This is a genomic window from Bacillus sp. KNSH39 (assembly GCF_052656585.1).
The window spans coordinates 4,989,000-5,009,063 of sequence record NZ_JBQXYO010000001.1 but is presented as its reverse complement, the minus strand read 5'-3'; the positions used below and the strand labels follow the sequence as shown (position 1 = coordinate 5,009,063).

General features: G+C 35.2%; 17 protein-coding genes and 2 pseudogenes. 6 read left to right on the top strand and 13 right to left on the bottom strand.

What is annotated here, in order from left to right; genetic code table 11:
- Nucleotide 1: 1 nt before the first annotated feature.
- The 9 genes and pseudogenes from aceB to ACUL40_RS25680 form a co-directional block, all read right to left on the bottom strand.
- The gene (gene aceB / locus ACUL40_RS25720) at nucleotides 2-1,591 is read right to left on the bottom strand and encodes a malate synthase A (RefSeq protein ID WP_445423155.1); all 1,590 of its coding nucleotides are present in this window, start codon (nucleotides 1,589-1,591) and stop codon (nucleotides 2-4) included.
- A 220-nt stretch (nucleotides 1,592-1,811) separates the two neighbouring features.
- Nucleotides 1,812-2,579, bottom strand: coding sequence for an S-layer homology domain-containing protein (locus tag ACUL40_RS25715; RefSeq protein WP_445422691.1), 768 nt, complete (start codon nucleotides 2,577-2,579; stop codon nucleotides 1,812-1,814).
- A 136-nt stretch (nucleotides 2,580-2,715) separates the two neighbouring features.
- Complete coding sequence (locus ACUL40_RS25710; protein ID WP_000727102.1) at nucleotides 2,716-3,372, bottom strand: S-layer homology domain-containing protein; 657 nt, start codon at nucleotides 3,370-3,372, stop codon at nucleotides 2,716-2,718.
- Nucleotides 3,373-3,782: 410 nt separating this feature from the next.
- Nucleotides 3,783-4,574, bottom strand: coding sequence for a methyl-accepting chemotaxis protein (locus ACUL40_RS25705; protein ID WP_406566137.1), 792 nt, complete (start codon nucleotides 4,572-4,574; stop codon nucleotides 3,783-3,785).
- 156 nt (nucleotides 4,575-4,730) lie between these two features.
- Nucleotides 4,731-5,510 (bottom strand): annotated as a pseudogene (locus ACUL40_RS25700) (MCP four helix bundle domain-containing protein); the annotation flags it as partial.
- Nucleotides 5,511-5,646: 136 nt separating this feature from the next.
- Nucleotides 5,647-6,915 (bottom strand): M48 family metallopeptidase, encoded by a 1,269-nt coding sequence (locus tag ACUL40_RS25695; RefSeq protein ID WP_001233329.1) that lies wholly within the window; start codon nucleotides 6,913-6,915, stop codon nucleotides 5,647-5,649.
- 238 nt (nucleotides 6,916-7,153) lie between these two features.
- On the bottom strand, nucleotides 7,154-7,453 hold the full coding sequence (locus ACUL40_RS25690; RefSeq protein ID WP_001006050.1) for a DUF2101 family protein: 300 nt from the start codon (nucleotides 7,451-7,453) through the stop codon (nucleotides 7,154-7,156).
- 31 nt (nucleotides 7,454-7,484) lie between these two features.
- A pseudogene (locus ACUL40_RS25685) lies at nucleotides 7,485-7,841 on the bottom strand (hypothetical protein).
- A gap of 1 nt (nucleotide 7,842) precedes the next feature.
- Nucleotides 7,843-8,691, bottom strand: coding sequence for a CPBP family intramembrane glutamic endopeptidase (locus ACUL40_RS25680; protein ID WP_001067985.1), 849 nt, complete (start codon nucleotides 8,689-8,691; stop codon nucleotides 7,843-7,845).
- Between the two features lie 140 nt (nucleotides 8,692-8,831).
- Between ACUL40_RS25680 and ACUL40_RS25675 the strand changes: the two genes are divergently transcribed.
- The gene (locus tag ACUL40_RS25675; protein WP_000283871.1) at nucleotides 8,832-9,536 is read left to right on the top strand and encodes a response regulator transcription factor; all 705 of its coding nucleotides are present in this window, start codon (nucleotides 8,832-8,834) and stop codon (nucleotides 9,534-9,536) included.
- A gap of 9 nt (nucleotides 9,537-9,545) precedes the next feature.
- On the top strand, nucleotides 9,546-11,288 hold the full coding sequence (locus ACUL40_RS25670) for a sensor histidine kinase (RefSeq protein ID WP_001010450.1): 1,743 nt from the start codon (nucleotides 9,546-9,548) through the stop codon (nucleotides 11,286-11,288).
- A 681-nt stretch (nucleotides 11,289-11,969) separates the two neighbouring features.
- Here the strand turns inward: ACUL40_RS25670 and ACUL40_RS25665 are convergent.
- Nucleotides 11,970-12,872 (bottom strand): AraC family transcriptional regulator, encoded by a 903-nt coding sequence (locus tag ACUL40_RS25665; RefSeq protein WP_445422692.1) that lies wholly within the window; start codon nucleotides 12,870-12,872, stop codon nucleotides 11,970-11,972.
- Between the two features lie 137 nt (nucleotides 12,873-13,009).
- Between ACUL40_RS25665 and ACUL40_RS25660 the strand changes: the two genes are divergently transcribed.
- Nucleotides 13,010-13,495 (top strand): RNA polymerase sigma factor, encoded by a 486-nt coding sequence (locus ACUL40_RS25660; RefSeq protein WP_000824008.1) that lies wholly within the window; start codon nucleotides 13,010-13,012, stop codon nucleotides 13,493-13,495.
- Between the two features lie 5 nt (nucleotides 13,496-13,500).
- Complete coding sequence (locus tag ACUL40_RS25655; RefSeq protein WP_445422693.1) at nucleotides 13,501-14,625, top strand: anti-sigma factor; 1,125 nt, start codon at nucleotides 13,501-13,503, stop codon at nucleotides 14,623-14,625.
- Nucleotides 14,626-14,668: 43 nt separating this feature from the next.
- Here ACUL40_RS25655 and ACUL40_RS25650 read toward each other — a convergent pair whose 3' ends face one another.
- The 3 genes from ACUL40_RS25650 to ACUL40_RS25640 all read right to left on the bottom strand — a co-directional run bounded on the left by ACUL40_RS25650 (nucleotide 14,669) and on the right by ACUL40_RS25640 (nucleotide 17,951).
- On the bottom strand, nucleotides 14,669-15,646 hold the full coding sequence (locus ACUL40_RS25650) for an HD domain-containing protein (RefSeq protein ID WP_000587075.1): 978 nt from the start codon (nucleotides 15,644-15,646) through the stop codon (nucleotides 14,669-14,671).
- Nucleotides 15,647-15,780: 134 nt separating this feature from the next.
- The gene (locus ACUL40_RS25645; protein ID WP_063220280.1) at nucleotides 15,781-16,887 is read right to left on the bottom strand and encodes a metallophosphoesterase; all 1,107 of its coding nucleotides are present in this window, start codon (nucleotides 16,885-16,887) and stop codon (nucleotides 15,781-15,783) included.
- Between the two features lie 146 nt (nucleotides 16,888-17,033).
- Nucleotides 17,034-17,951 (bottom strand): alpha/beta hydrolase, encoded by a 918-nt coding sequence (locus ACUL40_RS25640; protein ID WP_000301566.1) that lies wholly within the window; start codon nucleotides 17,949-17,951, stop codon nucleotides 17,034-17,036.
- A 169-nt stretch (nucleotides 17,952-18,120) separates the two neighbouring features.
- On the opposite strand from ACUL40_RS25640, the gene ACUL40_RS25635 reads away from it, so the two are divergent.
- Nucleotides 18,121-18,666 carry a TetR/AcrR family transcriptional regulator gene (locus ACUL40_RS25635; protein ID WP_445422694.1) on the top strand — a complete coding sequence of 182 codons (546 nt, stop codon included), beginning with the start codon at nucleotides 18,121-18,123 and terminating at the stop codon, nucleotides 18,664-18,666.
- A gap of 271 nt (nucleotides 18,667-18,937) precedes the next feature.
- Nucleotides 18,938-19,948, top strand: coding sequence for a beta-channel forming cytolysin CytK2 (gene cytK2, locus ACUL40_RS25630; RefSeq protein WP_074047566.1), 1,011 nt, complete (start codon nucleotides 18,938-18,940; stop codon nucleotides 19,946-19,948).
- The last annotated feature ends 116 nt before the right edge of the window (nucleotides 19,949-20,064 follow it).

Here is a 20,064-nt window from a genome sequence, read left to right as displayed (position 1 = left end):
TTTATAAAATTTCATAACCCGGTAATGTTAAAAATGGTACGAATTCATCATTTCGAACGAGATCTGTAAACAACGTTGTCGCCTCTTGGAATCTCCCTTTCTTAAAGGCTTCCTTACCAATCTCTCTTTCTATTTTTGCTAATTCTTCTTCTTTTAGCTCTTCCATTAATTCAAGCGTAATATTACGACCATCATTTAGTTTTCCACCTTCATGACGAATCCATTGCCATACTTGTGCTCTTGAAATTTCAGCTGTTGCCGCATCTTCCATTAAGTTATAAATGGGTGCTGCTTCCCGTCCGCTTAACCAAGATGCAATATATTGAATACCTACGCTAATATTCATGCGAAGGCCCTCTTCTGTAATCGTTCCCACCGGTACCTCTAGTAAATCGTTTTCTGTTACACATATTTCTTCACGTTTTCTAAAAATTTGATTTGGTGTTTTCATAATGTGATTAAACACTTCCATTGCAACCGGTACAAGTCCAGGGTGGGCAACCCAAGTCCCGTCATGACCGTCTAAAGCTTCGCGTTCCTTATCAGCACGCACTTTTTCAAAAGCTGCTTCATTTGCTTCTGGATTATTTTTAATCGGAATTTGTGCCGCCATTCCTCCAATTGCTGGTGCATTACGGCGGTGACATGTTTGAATTACTTTCAAAGAATACGAACGCATAAATGGCGCCGTCATCGTGACTTGTGCTCTATCTGGTAGTAAGAATTTATTATGATTACGGAAACTCTTTAAAAAGCTAAAAATATAATCCCATCTTCCGCAATTTAAGCCAGCAGAATGATCTTTTAGCTCATATAAAATTTCATCCATTTCAAACGAAGCGTGAATCGTTTCTAGTAACACAGTTGCTTTAATCGTTCCGTTTGGAATGCCGATATATTTTTGAGCAAATACGAATACATCATTCCATAATCTCGCTTCTAAATAACTTTCCATTTTCGGTAAGTAAAAGTATGGGCCGCTCCCTTTTGCTAAAAGAGCTTTCGCATTATGGAAAAAATACAAGCCGAAATCTACTAAACTACCCGACATATTTTTCCCATCAACTTGCATATGCTTTTCCTCTAAATGCCATCCTCTTGGACGTACAATGAGTACAGCTGTTTTCTCATTTAATCTATATTCTTTCCCTTTATCATTTTCATGTGAAATCGTTCCCTTTACTGCATCTCGTAAATTGATTTGCCCTTCAACTGCGTTTTCCCAAGTTGGTGCATTCGAATCTTCAAAATCCGCCATAAAAAGATGCGCTCCTGAATTTAAAGCGTTAATGACCATCTTTCTATCTACCGGTCCAGTAATCTCTACGCGGCGATCCTCTAAGTCTTTTGGCAGCTTGGCAATTGTCCAATCCGCTTCACGTATGTGTTTTGTTTCTTCTAGAAACTTCGGAAACTCCCCTGCATCAATTCTCTTTTGTTTTTCTACACGTTTTTGTAAAAGTTCTATGCGGCGCTCATTAAAATTCTCATGTAGTTCCTTCAAAAAACTAAGCACCTCAGGTGTCAATATTTCGTTGTACGCTGGTAACATTTCTCCAACGAGTGTAACCCGTGAAGTTTGCGTCGACATATTAGCATCCCCTTCTTAAACTGTTTTATAACAGATTTGATTTCATGTTTTATATTATATAACAAATCTTCAGAAAAGGAAGTTTTTTTTGAAAATTCATTTCATTTTTTTTTCAAAACGCCATTCTTTCGCGCTTTATTTCATACAAAAAAGGCCGCTGTTATACAACAACGACCTTTTTGTATTATTTTTAAATTTCACTTTGACTAGTTAAACTTTATTACTGCCCTTGTTCCATATCATGCAATATTGCTCTATGTAAAAACTGTGCGTATTGTTCTCTCGTTACCTTCATAGACGGACCGAATTTACCTTCTCCGATTCCCATTGTAATACCATTTGTTTGTACTGCACTAATTGCATTCGTTGCCCATGAATTTGTTGAAACATCATTAAAGTTATGAGATCCCTTTGCCTGTAAGTCAAAAGCATTCGTAAGAACTTGTGCCATTTCCGCACGCGTTAACGTCGCCTTCGGTCTAAAGTTTCCATTCTCGTCTCCCTGGAAAATTCCCATTTCCGTTAAAGCCAATATCTCCTCGATAAAGCTTGTTGAATTTTCATCAATATCTCCATATGGGTTTTCATATTCATCTTGTTCTTCCATATCAAACACACGGTAAATTAAAGCTGCAACTTGCTCACGTGTTACATTATCCCCAAAACCGAATATTCCATCGCCATATCCCAAAATAATTTCTTGTTCCGCTAATTCATGAATTGCCTCATATGCCCAATGTCCTTGTGGTACATCTTTAAATACAATTGTATTTGTTTTTTGCAACGGTGCACTTTCCGCTTTTACACTGTTACTCTCTGCTGAGAATAACACCCCACCCATAATTGTTAATGCTGTAGCTGTTTTTAATAATTTTTTGCTCATCAAATTATCTCCCCAATATGTATATATTTTTTTAAAAATATACAGAATAAATGGTATAGTGACAATATATTTTTCGACACATTTCGTGACGGTTTTGTGAATCATATTACACATCATGTCTTTTTCATCGGGTTGATTATAAAGCTTGTGTATAACCATAAAAATACATAAATTCGAATAATAATTCTTTTTAAACAAACAAAAAGCACAAATATTTCTATTTGTGCTTTCATATTTCACTCTACTTCCAATCCTCTTTCAAATGATAATTAATAATCGCATTATTAATAAACTGAGCATATTGTTCTCTAGGTACAGGGCGATTTAATTCATACATGTCATTCCCAGTTCCTCTCACAACATTATTAGATTGTAACGCACTAATTGCATCTTCTGCCCAGTGGCCTTTTGGAATATCTTTAAATGTATGTTTTTGTTTCGTTTCAAAATGAAATGCTCGTTTTAAAATGACAGCCATTTCCGCTCTAGAGATTGGTGCTTTCGGCCTAAAATTCCCTTGGCCATCCCCTGAAAAAACACCACGTTTTGTTAACGCCAAAATTTCCTTTTTAAAAGTTGTTGTACTATCAGAAACATCTTTATATGGATTCGCTACTGGCCCTTCTTCTTTTATCTCAAGTGTTCTGTAAATAGTCCCAGCTACTTGTTCACGTGTTATAAGATCGCCAACACCATACTTCCCGTTTCCATACCCTAATATAATTTTATGATATGCTAAGTCCATAATAGCATCATATGCCCAAAATCCGTATGGAACATCTTCAAACACAATCATTTGTGGATACTCTTCCGCTTTTACAGGCGTCACATTCGTCCCTGCAAATATACCTCCTGCCATTGTCGCAATCATCATTACACCCAATATTTTTTTCTTCATTGTCCTCTCTCCCTATTTCATTCAAATAAAATGAACTTCATTGTTTCAGGAGTATTATTTTTTGGTGAATGTAAGATAAAATGTAAATCTTCTAGAAGAAATATTTCCACTATCTTTCTGCTTTATACTCCCTTCTTTCTTTTTCAAAAAGGAAGTTGTCACATCTAAGGTGTTATATACTAAAACATTCTACAATCTCTTTATAAACTCCTTTTCACTTTACAACTTCCCTTTATTGGCACCTAAAGAAGATAGGCTACTATATTCATGGTTTATATTTCAGGGGTAGCATTTTTCGCTGAATTTTGAGGTGGGGGTCTTACTGCCCAGCAAATAACGAGATAAAAAAATCATCCTTTTTTCTTAAAAGAGGATGATTTTTTTATCTTTATTAACACTCAAATATGCTACTACTTTTGAAGAGTAAATTGGGCAACTATTTGTTTTAGTTTTCCTGCTGCGTTATGCATATGTTCAATTGAAATCGAAATCTCTTGAACAGATTTTTCTTGCTGTTGAATAGACTCTTTTACCCTATCAGTTCGGTCAGATGATCTTTGAGAAATTTGAGCCATGTCTTCTGCAGAAGCCGAGATTTCCTCACTACTCGCTGCAATTTCATCTGTAGACATAGATACCGTTTGAATTTGCTCAGATACTTGCTGTACTTTTTCTGTAATTGTTCCAAATACTTTTTCTGTATGCATTACTACTTGTGTACCTGCCTGTACCTCATTATCTACTTTCCCCATCATATGTACCGTATGGTTCGTTGTTCCCATAACTTGAGTAATAAGATTCTCAATTTGTTTTGCAGAATCACTAGATTGTTCTGCTAATTTCCGCACTTCATCTGCCACAATTGCAAATCCTCTACCACTTTCACCAGCACGTGCAGCCTCAATTGCGGCGTTTAATGCTAATAAGTTAATCTGGGAGGTAATACCTTGCATTACATCAATGATTTTAACAATTTCTTCTGATTGTTCTTTCATAGTCTCTACTTGTTTCACACCGCTATGTACCGAATTTTGAATTGTATCCATCTGTTGAATCATTTGTTTCATTAATTTGTTACCATTCTCTGCATCTAATGCTGATTGAGCAGATAATTCATTTACAGAGGATGATGTATTGACTATACTCTGCATTCCTTGTGTCAACTCTTCCATCGCACCCGCAGTTTGTTCCATTGCTTGCATTTGACTTTCTGCACCATTTGCAACTTCTTCAATATCCATAGTGATTTTCTTCGCTGCACTACTAGATACTTCTGATGCAGATACTACTCCGTCTGCATGTTGAAATAAAAGCTGAATATTATTCTCTACTTCTTGCATATTTGTTCTTAGCCCTGCAATCATCTCGTTAAAATTACTTACTAATACACCTAATTCATCTTTAGCAGTATAATCACCATGTACGGTTAAATCTCCTTCTTTCGCTCTTTCCATCATACGACTAACCGTTTGTAAAGGAGCAACTATAAGCTTGCTAATAATATAACTTACTATACATATAACGATTGTAGTAACTACTACAAGAATGATAAAGGTAATAACGGAACGATCAATCATTTTTTGAGAATCTTTAAATACTTGGTCAGCTAAATTTGAAACATACGATTCTAGATCCACTGCATAACCAGCTAACTCTATTCCCTTCGGCTTTAATTCCTTCTGAAATTCATTTACCATTTGTGGCTCATTTGTTGCCTTCGCCTTTTCAAATAATTTTTTATATGTATCTTTATAACTTGGCAAAGATTTCTTCATCTTCTGAAATAGTTCATCCTCTTGCTTACTTAAATTAACGCCATCATCATATTCTTTTAATAAAGAATCATATTTTTTAAGATCCTTTTCAATATTATTAATTATTCCCTCTTTATTTGCCACTTCATTTTGTGATACCGTAATTAATTCTAGTAGATTATATTCTAGTGAATTTTGTTTACGAAGCATTCCTTCTAATAAAATTGCAGAATTTTGATAATCATCTACTACAACTTCTGTATCGTGCTTAATCTTATTAATAGAACTAATTGCTACACTGCTCATAATTACCATACCTAAAACTGCTAATGAAATAAGCGCTAATAATTTATATTTCACTTTTAAATTTTGTAAAAAATACATTTTCCCACCTTTATTCCTTTATATATAGATTTTTAGAATTTTATAGCTTATTATTTACAAAATCGCAATAAAAAGCAATGATAAATATTCCCAATATCAAACTTATATCCCTATAAAAAAAGAAGTAGCTATCATGCTACTCCTTTTTGCTTTGTTTCTCATATTGTTCAAACGTATGAATTCTTTCAAAAATTGGTGGGTGCGTGTATAAGAAAAATTTTACTAACGCAGGCGGATTTACTTGGCTTAAACTTGTTTTTGATAAATATTGAAAAGTTTTCACACCAGATTTCCCGTCCTTCGTCATATTTAAAGCATATTGATCTGCCGCTCTTTCTTCTATACGTGAAACATAGTTTGTTGCTGGTTGTGCTGCAAAAGAGAGGACAGAAGAAATTAAGAAAAATAAAGGTAAAATGGAGAAACATGCTACTTTTGAAATTTGCAATGTATCTCCCCATTTGCGAATACACATATTTATAATACGACTAATTAAAAACATACCTATAAACGATAGCAATACATAACTTGCAACGCCAAAATATATATGCTTCATAACATAATGCCCCATTTCATGGGCCATGATAAATAAAATCTCTTTATCTTTTAACTGCTTAAGCGTTGTATCCCACATTACAATACGGGCGTTAGGGCCAATTCCTGTTACGTAAGCATTTAATGCATTCGTTTTTTCTGACATATTTACTTCATATACGTGTTTAGCAGGAATGTCCGCTTTGTCTGCTATCGCTAAAATTTTCGTTTCTAATTCTTTATTTTTCAGCGTCGAGAAGTCGTTATACAGCGGATCAATAACGACAGGCTGTATGAATGTTAAAAAGATTGTAAATGGAACAGAGAGTGCCCATCCTGCGAGCCACCATCTCTTCGGAAATTTACGGATAAGCCATAATAGAACGGTAACTACGATTAACATAGTCGCATAGCTTTCCCAAAAACCGATAACATGATCTTTTATCCAGCTTTGTGTACTTTGCGTTGAAATGCCGTAATCAACGGACACTTTCCGGCCAATCCATTGCATCGGTAAGGCAAGCACTGTTGTCAATAATGATAAATAAAAGAAATAAATCGCAACTTGCAAAACACTTATTTTAGTCGTTTCCTTCGACCATTTCTCAAACTTTCTTGAAATACCTAGCACAAGTACAAATAATAAAATAATCCATTCAAGAGGCGTCGCTAAAAAATATAGTAAATTTTTCACGCGCGAATAATCTTGGCTTAGCGTAAGCTCTCTCGTACTCATAAACGTTTCTGGATCTGCACTCGTTCCCTTATACATGTCCGGAATAAGTTCATGATTCCATCCAAATAAATACCAATATATAAGTAACGCAAATCCAACGTACAAAAAAAGCGACCAACCGATAACCTTCCTCACGCTATTCCCTCCTCTATGCTGCCTGTCTATTATTATTGTAAGTTCGTACACGCTAAATTAGAACAAGCTTATTATGTGAATTGCTCTGGATCTTTTTATTTACATAAAAAAACTCTTCTACATAAGAAGAGTTTTACCTACCTTTAAACACTTTCTTCGGTTCATAATCCAGAATAAGAATCGCACTTACAAACCAGCACGTACCCTACTTGCTTTTTAGATAACATAAAAAGCCTCTTTAAGGAAGTACATCTATTAATAAACTAAAATCTTGTAAAGAGAAAGAACTATATTTCATAATACCCTGTACAGCTAAAAGTAAAACAAGACCAATCACACACATATAGTTAACGCTTTCTTCATTCTTTTTTTCAGTAACGACTCCACCACTTATACATAAAATCCCCAACAAATGGAGCGCTAAATACATGAAAAAATAAGCTTCCTCCCAGCGCAAAATAACATTCACTGTCGTTATTAACACTAGACTAAGTAAAATCAAATAAAAAAACTTATTTGATGATATCGTTTCATTCATATAATTTTATACATCCCTTTCAAATTTCGAATTAATGATGTTTCAAAGCTATAAAGTAAATGATTGTTTTTATACCATAAAACAAAAGGAAAGCCACCATTACTTTCTCGAATACTTTATGAATCCACATATACTTCTCTTCATTCTTTCTGAAGATGCGCTTCATCATTTCTTCTACAATTAGACCAAATATTAGTAAAACCCCGAACACAATAAGAAGAGAAATAATATTTTCTTTTAAATGAGTACTAGAAAATAAGTACTACTCTGGAAACACAATCGTATCTACTACAGGTTGAAGCCGATTACAAAATGTTTTATCACACATATCTGTAATAGACGTAACATCTATAATGTCTTTTAATATTTTTTCAACCGTCTTCTTCATCTCATTTACTCCCGACTACATCTGAAAAGCTCTTTTCCTGCTCTGCATATATAACTGGCACTTCTTTACTCCAATATTTACGATTAACAAATAAAAAGATAAGTACTAAGTTTAATCCTGTTATAAAAATAATAAGTCCAGGAAAGAATGTCGTATAATTTGAGAAATCGGCAAAACTCATAATTTTTTCTCTACTTATTAGAAAAGACGCACCTATTACAAATGCATTGTTTAACATATGTATTGCAATTGGCATGAGTAAACTTTTCGTACGAATATATACGATTGACAATACGATGCTGAATATGGCTGCACCGAGGAAATCAACATGTAACAACGCAAACAATATTGCTACAACGATGGTCGCTATGCTCGTTCCCCATTTTGTTGCAAAACGTTGAAGTAAAAATCCGCGAAAAACAAATTCCCCAATAATTGGTGCGATGAATACGACCCTAATGACTTGAGATACATATCCCCCAGTACTATCTACAATTGGTTCATGCAGGGCGTTCATAATAAAGTCCGGTGTAATCCATGCAAAACTATACATATACAAAATAAGATACCCGTAACTAAACATGCATAACATAACCGTAATGTATAAAACTTGTACCAAGTTAAATGTTTCATTTTTATTAACAAATAATGAAAATGAAATGTGGTGCTTTCTATACTCATAAGAAATCCATACCATCGGAAGGATATAGAATATAAGGATATTTATAAAAGAAGAATTTTGTATATGAAATATACTTGTTAGCAAATCGCCACTACTTCTCGCTATTAAAATTAATAGTGCAAATACAATTAAAAAATATCTAGCTCGCATCACTTGAAACGGGTTCACACTCATCTCCTCCCCTATGTTACTTTTATCATATCATTTGATTCTTAATTTTTTGCGAAAGAAAACCTTAAAATTTCCTTAAAAATTCCATAAGTTACAAAATGATGATATGATATTCGAGAAAATTAGGAGGGATGTTTATGTACCAAGCAAATATTTTACTCGTTGATGATGAAACAGCAATTTTACAATTACTAACTACCATTCTTGAAAAAGAAGGCTTTTCTCATATTACAACTGCAACATCAGCTGAAATGGCTTTATCTCTAACTAAGCAAAACAATTACGATTTAATTATTTTAGATGTAATGCTTCCTGGACAATCTGGTTTTGATATTTGTCCAATCATTCGCCAACAAACAGATTGTCCAATTTTCTTCCTATCAGCAAAAGCATCTGATTTAGATAAAATATCCGGATTTTCATACGGTGCAGATGATTATATTACGAAACCATTTAATCCATTAGAAGTAGTAGCACGCATGAAAGCACAGCTTCGGAGACATATGAAACAAACCGTACCACACGAACAAAAATCACACTCGATTTCATTTGGAAGATTTGAAATTGATCAGCACTCTGCAGAACTAACAGTAGATGGGCACATTGTCGAATGCTCCGCTCAACTCTTTCAACTACTACTCTTCTTTTGCGAGAATCCGAACTACGTATTTTCGAAAGAGGAAATATACGAAAAAGTTTGGGGAGCACCTGCCTATAATGGCGATGACAACACTGTTATGGTCCACATTCGAAAACTACGTGAAAAAATTGAACATGATCCAAGTAAACCAGAATATATAAAAACCGTTCGCGGGCTTGGTTATAAGTTCGTTACAAAGTAGGGTGACGATATGAATTTTAATAAACGACTTATTATTCAATTTATCATGCAACACGTTTTTGTTTTAGTTACATTACTTATCGCTGTAGTTGCTGCTTTTACTTATTTAATTTTTCTTCTTACTAGTACTTTATACGAACCTAACATTCCAGATTCTGATAGTTTTACAATTTCAAGATACATCTCTTCAGAAGATGGGCATATTTCGTTACAATCTGAAGTGCAAGATTTAATAAAGGAGAAAAATGATTGGCTCCAAGTTGTAGATGAAAACGGAAAAATCCTCTACCACTTTAATACACCAAATGATGTTCCGAATGCTTATACGAAGACATCTTTAGTCGCATATATACAACATCATATCGAAAGTAATTATAAATTTACATATTGGGAAATTGAATTAGAAGAAAAGAAAGTACTTGTTATTTATGGTGGTATGTTAAAAAGCAATGCGTTACTGACAGCAATTCAAAAGGATCACTCCTCTTTAACGATGGATTCGTTCACATTAACAGATCAAGAAAAACAGTTACTGTCTAAAGAAAAAGCAGCACTTCAAATATTTAATCAAAATGGCGAAGAGGTTTTTGCCTATCCAGCTGGAAAGAAAAAAACATTTTCAGCAATACAAATCGCCCTTAATGAAAAAGAACCGTGGAATCATAAAGAAAATACGTCTAGCTTTTACGATGCAAATAGTGGCAACCTTCTCGTTGTAACTGCAAAAAATGAGCACTACTATCCAGGTGACGAAATTGAAGATGTATTTACTAAGAAGTTTCTCATCGGATGCGGATTAATCCTTCTTATCGTATTTGTTTATTTAGTCATTCTTTCTATTTGGTACGGTAATAAATTCGGGAAACCGTTATTACATGCGATGCGCTGGCTTAAAAATATCGCTGGTGGAAAGTATGAAGAACCTATTAGTAAAAAAGGAAAACCCGTCAGGTTCCGGCGATCTGGTAAAGAAAAATGGTCATTCCGTTTGTTTAGAGATGTAACAAGTTCACTAGAACACCTTTCTATTACACTCAAAAAAAATGATGCGATGAGGCAAGTCCTCCAGCAAACACGAGAAGAATGGATTACCGGTCTAACACACGACTTAAAAACACCGCTTAGCTCTATATATGGCTACGCATTATTACTCGAATCGAATCAATATAACTGGACTGATCGTGATATTCAGCAATTTGGTAGTGTTATGAAAGAGAAATCTCAATATATGACGACATTAATTGATGATTTAAGCTTAACGTATCAATTAAAAAATAACAGCCTTCCTGCCCAACACGTAAACGTTGAAATCAATCAGTTCGTTCAAAAAGTGTTATTGCAATTTATTAACAATCCAACACTCCAAAATCAAAATATTGAATTCGTACCGAGCTCAAATAAAATTCAATATTTCATTGAAGAAAAATGGTTCCAGCGTATTATCGAAAACTTACTAGTAAATGCTGTAAAACATAATAACGAAACAACTACTGTCATCGTAAAATTATCACAAAACGCTAATTCCTTTACACTCTCCATTTCAGATGACGGAAAAGGAATGGATGAAAAAACGAAAGAACTTCTATTTGAACGATATTACCGCGGAACAAACACAGAAGAAAGCAACATCGGAACTGGACTTGGCCTAGCCATTACAAAACAGCTCGTTCATGCTCATAACGGAACAATTTCCGTTGATAGTGCACTCGGAAAAGGAACGACGATTATTCTTGTATTTCCGTTTCGTTCGTAGGAAAGACGCTATGTGGCGTCTTTTTTCTTTTCTGGGGTGATTTTACAGTAATTGAAATTATGTGGATCGTTTTTTTGAGGTGTTTTATCGGTATATGAAATTATATCGGCGCAACTCGAATTATATCAGCGATTTTCTAGATATATCGACTTACCGACAAAAACCGACAATACTAACATGCTTCCCTACTATACAAAGTAAAAATAAAACTATTAACAAATACATTTCTAAACTGTTATACTATAAATAGAAGTATAAACTAACTAAGTTTTGCATAAAATGAAGTAGACGAGGTGCTTCCAACACCCCGTCACTGCAACTAATTACCGCAAGGTGGAAGGTTGCAACTAAAGCTTATTTGCGCTTAGAAGACTTCCCACGCTTCGCAGGCAGACGGGTGGTCTTCTTTTTGCGCTTTTTTGCCGTTAATTTCTTAAATCCAAAAACTATACCTTCTCTAGCTATAGTTTTTGTAATTTCCTACAAAATTTGCAAAAGAAATTCCATACGATTACACCTCCTTTCTTCACAAAATGAAGAAAGGGCATAACCTTCCACCCGCAATATTTAATTGCTATTTTATTTTACCATTTTCATATGTATTACAGATAAAACAATACAAATTTAACAATCCACTTATAAAAAAAGCGAACCATCTCCCAATGATTCGCTCTTACCCTATTATTTTTTCTTCACCGGTATCCAAAGCTCTACTTGTGCAAACTCACTCTTATCTTCGTGGCAACGCTCATCGTACAGTTCAAACTCCGTAACACCGCAATGTTCATATCCTGAATGCGGGAACCATTCTGAGAATACTGCATTCCAAGTTTGGTGAATAGACGATACCATTTCTTCATGAGGAACTTTCGGCGTTGTAAATACTGCATATGTTGCTGCCGGGAAAGTACGCTTCGCAATTTCATTTGGTACATTTTCAAAGTCTGTAACTTCCATTCCGATAATGTAAGTGAAGTCCCCTGTTTCTAAATTAAAATCAGTACATAATCCAAGCTCTACCCATTGGCTCGTATCTTTACGATTCGGAATTGTTGTCCCAAGATCTTTTTGTAAATATTCTTGCCAAAATGCTGGAATGTCTTGATGGTTTTTCCCTTCTTTACTTGTCGTCTTCAGTTCATAACCCGCCACTAAAAATTCTGGTTTATTTACAATACGATATTCCATTTGTATGCCCCCTAAATACGGATTTAATTTTCTTTGCTTTACATTCACTCTGTAATACATCGGTGTTTCGATTTCTTGTTTTCGATATTCACTCGGTGTCATTTGAAATAATTTTTTAAAGGCTCTCGTGAACGTTTCGTGAGATTGAAAGCCATGTTCAAACGCGATATCAATAACTTTTTCAGCCGTATGAGAAAGTTGATAAGCTGCCCGGGCTAACCTCCTCTTTCGAACATACTCCATTACCGTATCACCTACTAACGCCTGAAATACACGATGAAAATGAGACTCAGAAAAACCTGCAACCCGCGCTAAATTACGCAGCGTTTGTTTTTCCATTACATCTTCCTCAATATAATCAATTGACCTTTGAATTTGTGTTTCATAGCTTTCCATCCCTGTTCACCCGCCTTATATGTATTATGATAAAAGAGAACACAATCCAATTCTTGACGTTTTTTACTATAATTCCATAAAAAATTGTAACTTTTTTATATGTATTTCGTTGTTATGTATGAAGGGAGGGAAATGTAGTGAAACGTAAACAATCATTAGAAGAAATTTACTCAGAGCATATGCAAGATTTATTTCGCTATCTTCTCTCCCTAACCGGAGATTCCCACTATGCGGAAGATCTCATGCAAGAAACATTTTACCGAATGCTCGTCCATATTGACTATTATAAAGGAGAAGAAATTAGGCCGTGGTTATTTACAATTGCCTACAATGCCTTTATCGATTGGTATCGAAAAGAAAAAAAGTATAAAACAACTACAGTGGAAGAATTCCATTTACCAAACGTGCCAAGTACAGAACATGAATATTTCGTAAAACATGAGATTGCTAGTTGGTTAGACAGTTTATACGCTCTTCCGCTCGAAAGACGAAATGTCCTACTACTACGAGATTACTATGGATTCTCCTATAAGGAAATAGCAGAAATGACTGGTCTCTCATTAGCGAAAGTGAAAATTGAATTACACAGGGGACGGAAAGACACGAAAAGCATAAAGGAGTGATACGGATGGGTTGTACAGAATTTAAAAAACTATGGAAGAAGTATGAAAATGGAACGCTCACGCATGATGAACAAGAACTGTTAGAAAGTCATATTGAGTCATGTGAAGAGTGTGAAGCTTACTTAGATGAGCTGTTAACAAAAACAGAACCAATTAAGAAAAAGTTACCTCCAAAAAATCTTAAAATTCCTTTTTGGAGAATTAAGTGGAAACATCGTTTACAAACGTTTGGTTTTATATTATCAATTTGCATCGTTATCTATATAATCGGCGGGGTATTATCAGCCTTTTATTTTCAAGCTAATAATGATAAAAGGCTAGAAGAAATTAGAGAGGTTCCTTCGCTTGCACTTGAAGCAACGATCCCAAATAGCCGTGTTATGGGAGGCGGAACAAGTGTAGAAGCTTTTTTCCGTACGAATAGCCAATTTGATTTAGTACGAACCGTCGGTAAAAAAGAAATGCCCCTCGGTACAATAGAAACAAAAAGCTTCTTATCATCTGTAGATGTTACGAAGCGAACTTGGATGAATCCGTTCTATCAACCAAAACTCTTCTTTGTTCATCCAAAAACAGAGCAGGGTGATTATTTAAAGGATTCATCAAAAAAAGTATGGGATACACTTGCAAAAGTACATGATGGAACCGTTGCAGAAGTAGCAATTTCTTTTGATAAAGCTTACACTTTAAAAGAATTAGAACCGCTTTTATATAGCACATTCGAGGCACAAGAACTCCCTCCAGCTCCTGTATGGTACGCTTTAGATACAGGACAAGAAAGAAAAAATGTAGATGACTATATCCTACATGGCGGAGAAGCTATAGGGTTTCCAGAACATGTAAGATTCCTCGATAATGAAACTGACGGGCAGAAAACGCAAGAAGACAAAGTAACCGAAATGATGCGCATCCTTTCTATCCATAAAAAAACGGTAAGCAAAATATCAGCGCTTTCTGAGAAAGAACTAAACTTAGATAAACGTTATCAATATGTAAAGGACAACGGTGTAAAAGTATACGGAATTGTTATTACTGGCCCATCGAAAGAGTTATTAAAATTACAAAACTCCCCGCACGTACGTTATGCGACTCTTGGAGATATTGAGATTTGGAATTGGTTTGATCATTAATAAAAAAGAAGTAGCGCTCTAAAAACGATGCGCTACTTCTTTTTTAATTCGAAATCACTTTCACATACATCCCTCTCACCGCTTTTTCATAAGCAATATCACTCATCTGTCTTATGTTTTCTGACACAACAGATGCTGGAATAACTTCACCTTCACGAAGTAACGGAGGATCAATAAGACGGACTTTATTTTTCTGATACAAATCGTAATCGTCTCTATCTTCTTTTACTTTTACATTGGGATGAACTTTTCTTAATAAAGCATGGACTTCTGAATCATTACATTGCTGCAATTTCGAAATAAGCTCAGCATCTTCAAGAAGGAAATCATCTGCATGAATAACCTTTTTATGAAGAGCTAACTTTAACGTTTTCACTAACATATCATTTCCGTAAATATTCATTGGTTTCATAAAGAAATCGATTACTTCTTTGTAATACGTTTCTGTAAACCACTCTGCCATTTCGATACTTTGAAGGACCATTTTCCCCTCTACTGCGATAATATCCTCTAAAAATCTATGAACCTCTTCTAAAGAAATATATCCGTATGTATACATATCTCGTAACGTATAATCCACTCGATCTGCACATAATTCGGGCGCTGACCTTTCCAGTAATGTCCACTTCGAATCATCTAATAAAATATCTTCATAGTTATAACCATGCTTCGCAAGGATCGCTGGAATTTCTGAGTTTTTCACAACAGAACTAAATATCTCTTCATGATAACTTTCATCTTCATTATCAAAAACGTAATCAATCACGTGGGAAAAGGCAGTATGCGATACGTCATGCAGTAAACTAGCGATCTGTTCTTCTACTGAACCACCTAGTTTTTTAACTAATAACATAACACCAACTGAATGATCAAAGCGCGTTACATTCCATTTCTCGTTCACTAAGTAACTTGCGCCATTTTGATGAATTCCCTTTAGTCTTTGCATAGACTTACTTGAAATTAATTCTTCTACTACTTGATCCACTTCAAATTCTCCGTATAGTACATCTGATATGATCACTTACAATCCCCCTTTATTTTAATCGAGTCTTATAATCGTATCTCTTTTATGAAATTAGCACCAACATAAATATTTATTGTTATTTGTTTTTATTGAAAAAAATAGAGAGCAATCAGCTCTCTATTTCATAACCCCTATTCAAACGTAACTTCTACCTGCACAATCTCCGACCTACTACCAAGTCTAAGCGGGGGTCCCCAAAATCCAAATCCAGAAGAAACAATTGCGTGGAACGCGCCTTTTTGTGCGTATCCCCAGTCTAGCTCGTACATTCTTCTCGTTACAATATGATTGGGCGCCATTTGTCCGCGGTGCGTATGACCGGATAATAATAAATCTACACCTGCCGCTGCTGCTTGTTTCAACTCAAATGGCTGGTGATCCATTGCGATAACAGGCATCGATTTATCTACCGTACTCATTAATTGTTTAAAGCTTTGACGATCTCGCTCTGTTTTATCTCTTCTTCCAACGAGATAAAAGTCATCTTCAATTGTAATTACTTCATCTAAAAGAATACGAATATCAATCTTATCCATCTCTTGTAAAAACTCTGGAACTGCTCTGCCGTAGTATTCATGGTTTCCTAAAACGCCATATACGCCTAATGGAGCTTTCATTTGTTTCATGATCGATCCCATATTCTTTTGAATGAACACACCTGGATGATCATCGATAATATCACCTGGCAGTAAAATAATATCAGGTTCCATCTCATTTACATGACGAACAAGTCTTTTTAAATGTGAAACGCCAGACAGTTTACCGAAATGCATATCAGAAGCCATCGCAATGCGTAAACTTTTACGCCCCTCTACCTTTTTCGGTATGTGCACCTCGTACTTTCTTACTACCGGACTATACGCATTAAATACTCCGTACGCAAAGATAAAGATAAATGCAGCTATCACAGCCGCTCCTGTCCAAATAATTGCCTCTTCTTTCTCTACTGAAAACTGTAAAAGAAAGACCATAATATTAGCTAATGGCAACAACATAAGTGCATATTGTATGACCGCAAACCAAATCGAACCTATCGTTCGCAGAAATGGCAGAAACTTAAACACTTGCACGAGAATGTACGCATATGAAATAAATGCGACTATGAAAGCATAATATCCCCAAGATTCCCAGCCAAATACCGCATGAAGCCAAACCCATCCGTTCCAGCCGATGTAAAACATAAGTAGTGTGTATATAATTAATATCGTAAATATATTGAGATAACGAAGATTCTTCACAGCCAGCCTCCTTATTGATTTCTTTTATTATAACTTGTTATGCACTTATAACGTAAATATTAAGCACTTCGCTCATCATAGTAAAAACCTATAGTTGTTAGACTTGTATCTAACAACTATAGGCACCATTTATATCAACATTGTTTTTACAAATGCTCTTTATAAAAACTTGTTAATTTTTCAACTGCAATTCTTACTGGTTCTGGTTGGTCGTATAAATCGTAATGACTCGCACCTTCCACAACAAGTAAATCTTTTTTCTCTGAAGCTGCTTTCTCATACAGCTCATGACCATCTTTATAAGAACCGAATGCGCCTTGCTTGCTACCGACAATAATTTGCAGCGGCTGCGTTAATAACGTATCTGCTAAATGGAACGCATCAAAACCAATTACCGATCCCATGCTCGTAAAGTTTAGCTTATTTGGAGAGTTAACACTTTGCCCTCGTGGCGTTGTGTAATACTCAACTGCTTCTACAATATCTATATCGGTCATACCCGCTGCTACTAACTCTTCCTGATTTTTAGGAATCCAATTTGTAATCAGTTCCTCTGCTCCGCGTGCTTCAGCAGTACGTTGTTTACCAATCGCCTCTAACACCCCAATTGGATCAGCTTCACGATTTAATCGGCCAATATTTGCACCAACAACTGTGCCAACTGCTTTAATGCGGCGCTCTGTCATTGCGGCATTTACCGCATAACCACCGCCCGCACAAACGCCTAACACACCGATACGTTCTTCATCTATATAAGAAAGAGTAGTCAAATAATCTACCGCTGAGCGAATATCTTCAACGCGCGCAGCTGGTTCTTCCATATATCTCGGTGCACCTTCACTTTCACCTTGATACGATGCATCAAACGCAAGCGTTACATAGCCTTGTTCTGCTAACTTCTCTGCATATAATCCTGCCGTTTGATCTTTACAGCTACTACCTGGATGCACACAAACAATCGCTGCATTTTGTTTCTTTCCCTCAGCACCTACAGGAATATTTAAAATACCTGCAACTTGTAATCCTCTTGCATAAAAACGGACATTTCTTTTCGTAACTGCCATATATAAAACCACCCTTATCTTATTATTAATTTTACACTTGTGAGAGTTATTACTCACATGTATATTTATAATAAAATGAGTATAACCTTGTTTCAATGACCACATTTACGCATTTGGGTGATAATACACACATAAAGAAATATGTGTATCAACAACGGAGGAACACGATATGGAGAAAATCGATAGAAGAATTATAAAATCACAAAACGCCATTCAATCGGCATTTATAGAAATGTTAATTACAGATGGATTTGATGAAATTACAGTTAAAAACATTACCGAAAAAGCAAATATCGGAAGAAAAACGTTTTACTTACACTATCTAGATAAGTACAATTTATTAGATAAAATTGTGGACGATCATTTAGACCAATTAAAAGAAATATGCTACGAGAAGCAAAACAAAGAATTTATAGCAGGAACAATCATATGGTTTGAATACTTCAAAGAACACAAACCATTTTTTGCGGCACTATTTAGAAGTAACAGCACCTTATCATTTCAAAAAAAATTACTAACTTTCATCATGGGTGAAATAGAGAAAAAATTAAATACAGACACATCAGTAAATAAAAACATCGATAAACATATCGTCTTAAAATTTTTAGGAACAGCTGTAATGGGCATTTTAGAGTCTTACGTGTTGGATGAAATTGATAGTGATGTTGCGTTTGTTGCGACGCAAGTTGGAGAATTGATTAGGAGGAATATATAAAATGAAACTTTAATCAGTGGGGATTTATTCATCCCCCACCTAACTTCTTTGCTTTCGCTGCATTTTGAGGTGGGGGTCTTACTGCCCAGCAAATAGCGGGATAAAATAAAATCACATCAATTTCCTTAATAAGGATTGATAAAATGCTATTATCGTTATCCTTCAAAACTCATCTATGCAATTATGCATAACCATCCATTCCGTTTTATTTTCATGTTACGATATAAATGTAATACGACATATATCGACAAAGATAAAAGGAAGTGATTGTATGAAACGTTCTAAAACATACTTAAAATATTTAGCATTATCCGCTGTTTTTGCTAGTAGCGCTGTAACTCTTTCAACACCTGCTGCTTATGCTCAAACAACATCGCAAGTTGTAACAGATATCGGGCAAAATGCAAAAACACATACGAGCTATAATACATTTAATAATGACCAAGCTGATAATATGACAATGTCTTTAAAGGTAACTTTTATCGATGACCCAAGCGCTGATAAACAGATTGCCGTTATTAATACAACTGGTAGTTTTCTAAAAGCAAATCCTACTATAAGTGATGCACCTATTGATAACTACCCAATCTCTGGCGCTAGTGCAACATTACGTTATCCTTCACAATATGATGTTGCATTTAACCTTCAAGATAACAGCGCTCGTTTCTTTAACGTAGCACCTACAAATGCTGTAGAAGAAACGACTGTAACATCTAGCGTATCTTATCAACTTGGTGGCTCTGTTAAAGCTTCTGTAACGCCTAATGGCCCTAGCGGTGAAGCTGGTGCAACTGGTCAAGTCACTTGGTCTGACTCTGTAAGCTATAAACAAACTAGTTATAAAACGAATTTAATTGACCAAACAAACAAAAACGTAAAGTGGAACGTATTCTTTAACGGATATAACAATCAAAACTGGGGTATTTATACACGTGACTCCTATCATTCTTTATATGGAAACCAACTTTTCATGTACTCTCGCACATACCTATATGAATCTGATGCAAAAGGTAATTTAATACCGATGGATCAACTTCCAGCGCTAACAAATAGCGGTTTCTCTCCTGGTATGATCGCTGTTGTTATCTCTGAAAAAAATACAGATCAATCTAACTTACAAGTCGCTTATACAAAACACGCCGACGATTACCAACTTCGTCCAGGCTACACATTCGGAACTGCAAACTGGGTTGGAAACAACGTAAAAGACGTTGATCAAAAAACATTTAATAAATTGTTCACACTAGATTGGAAGAATAAGAAATTAGTAGAGAAAAAATAAAGTGAAACTTTAATGAGTGGGGGGGCTTCATCCCCCACTCATTATTTTATTAGTTAAATCAATCGGGTATTAACTGGTATTTTAAAATTTCACATGTTATATTGTGATGCACATTT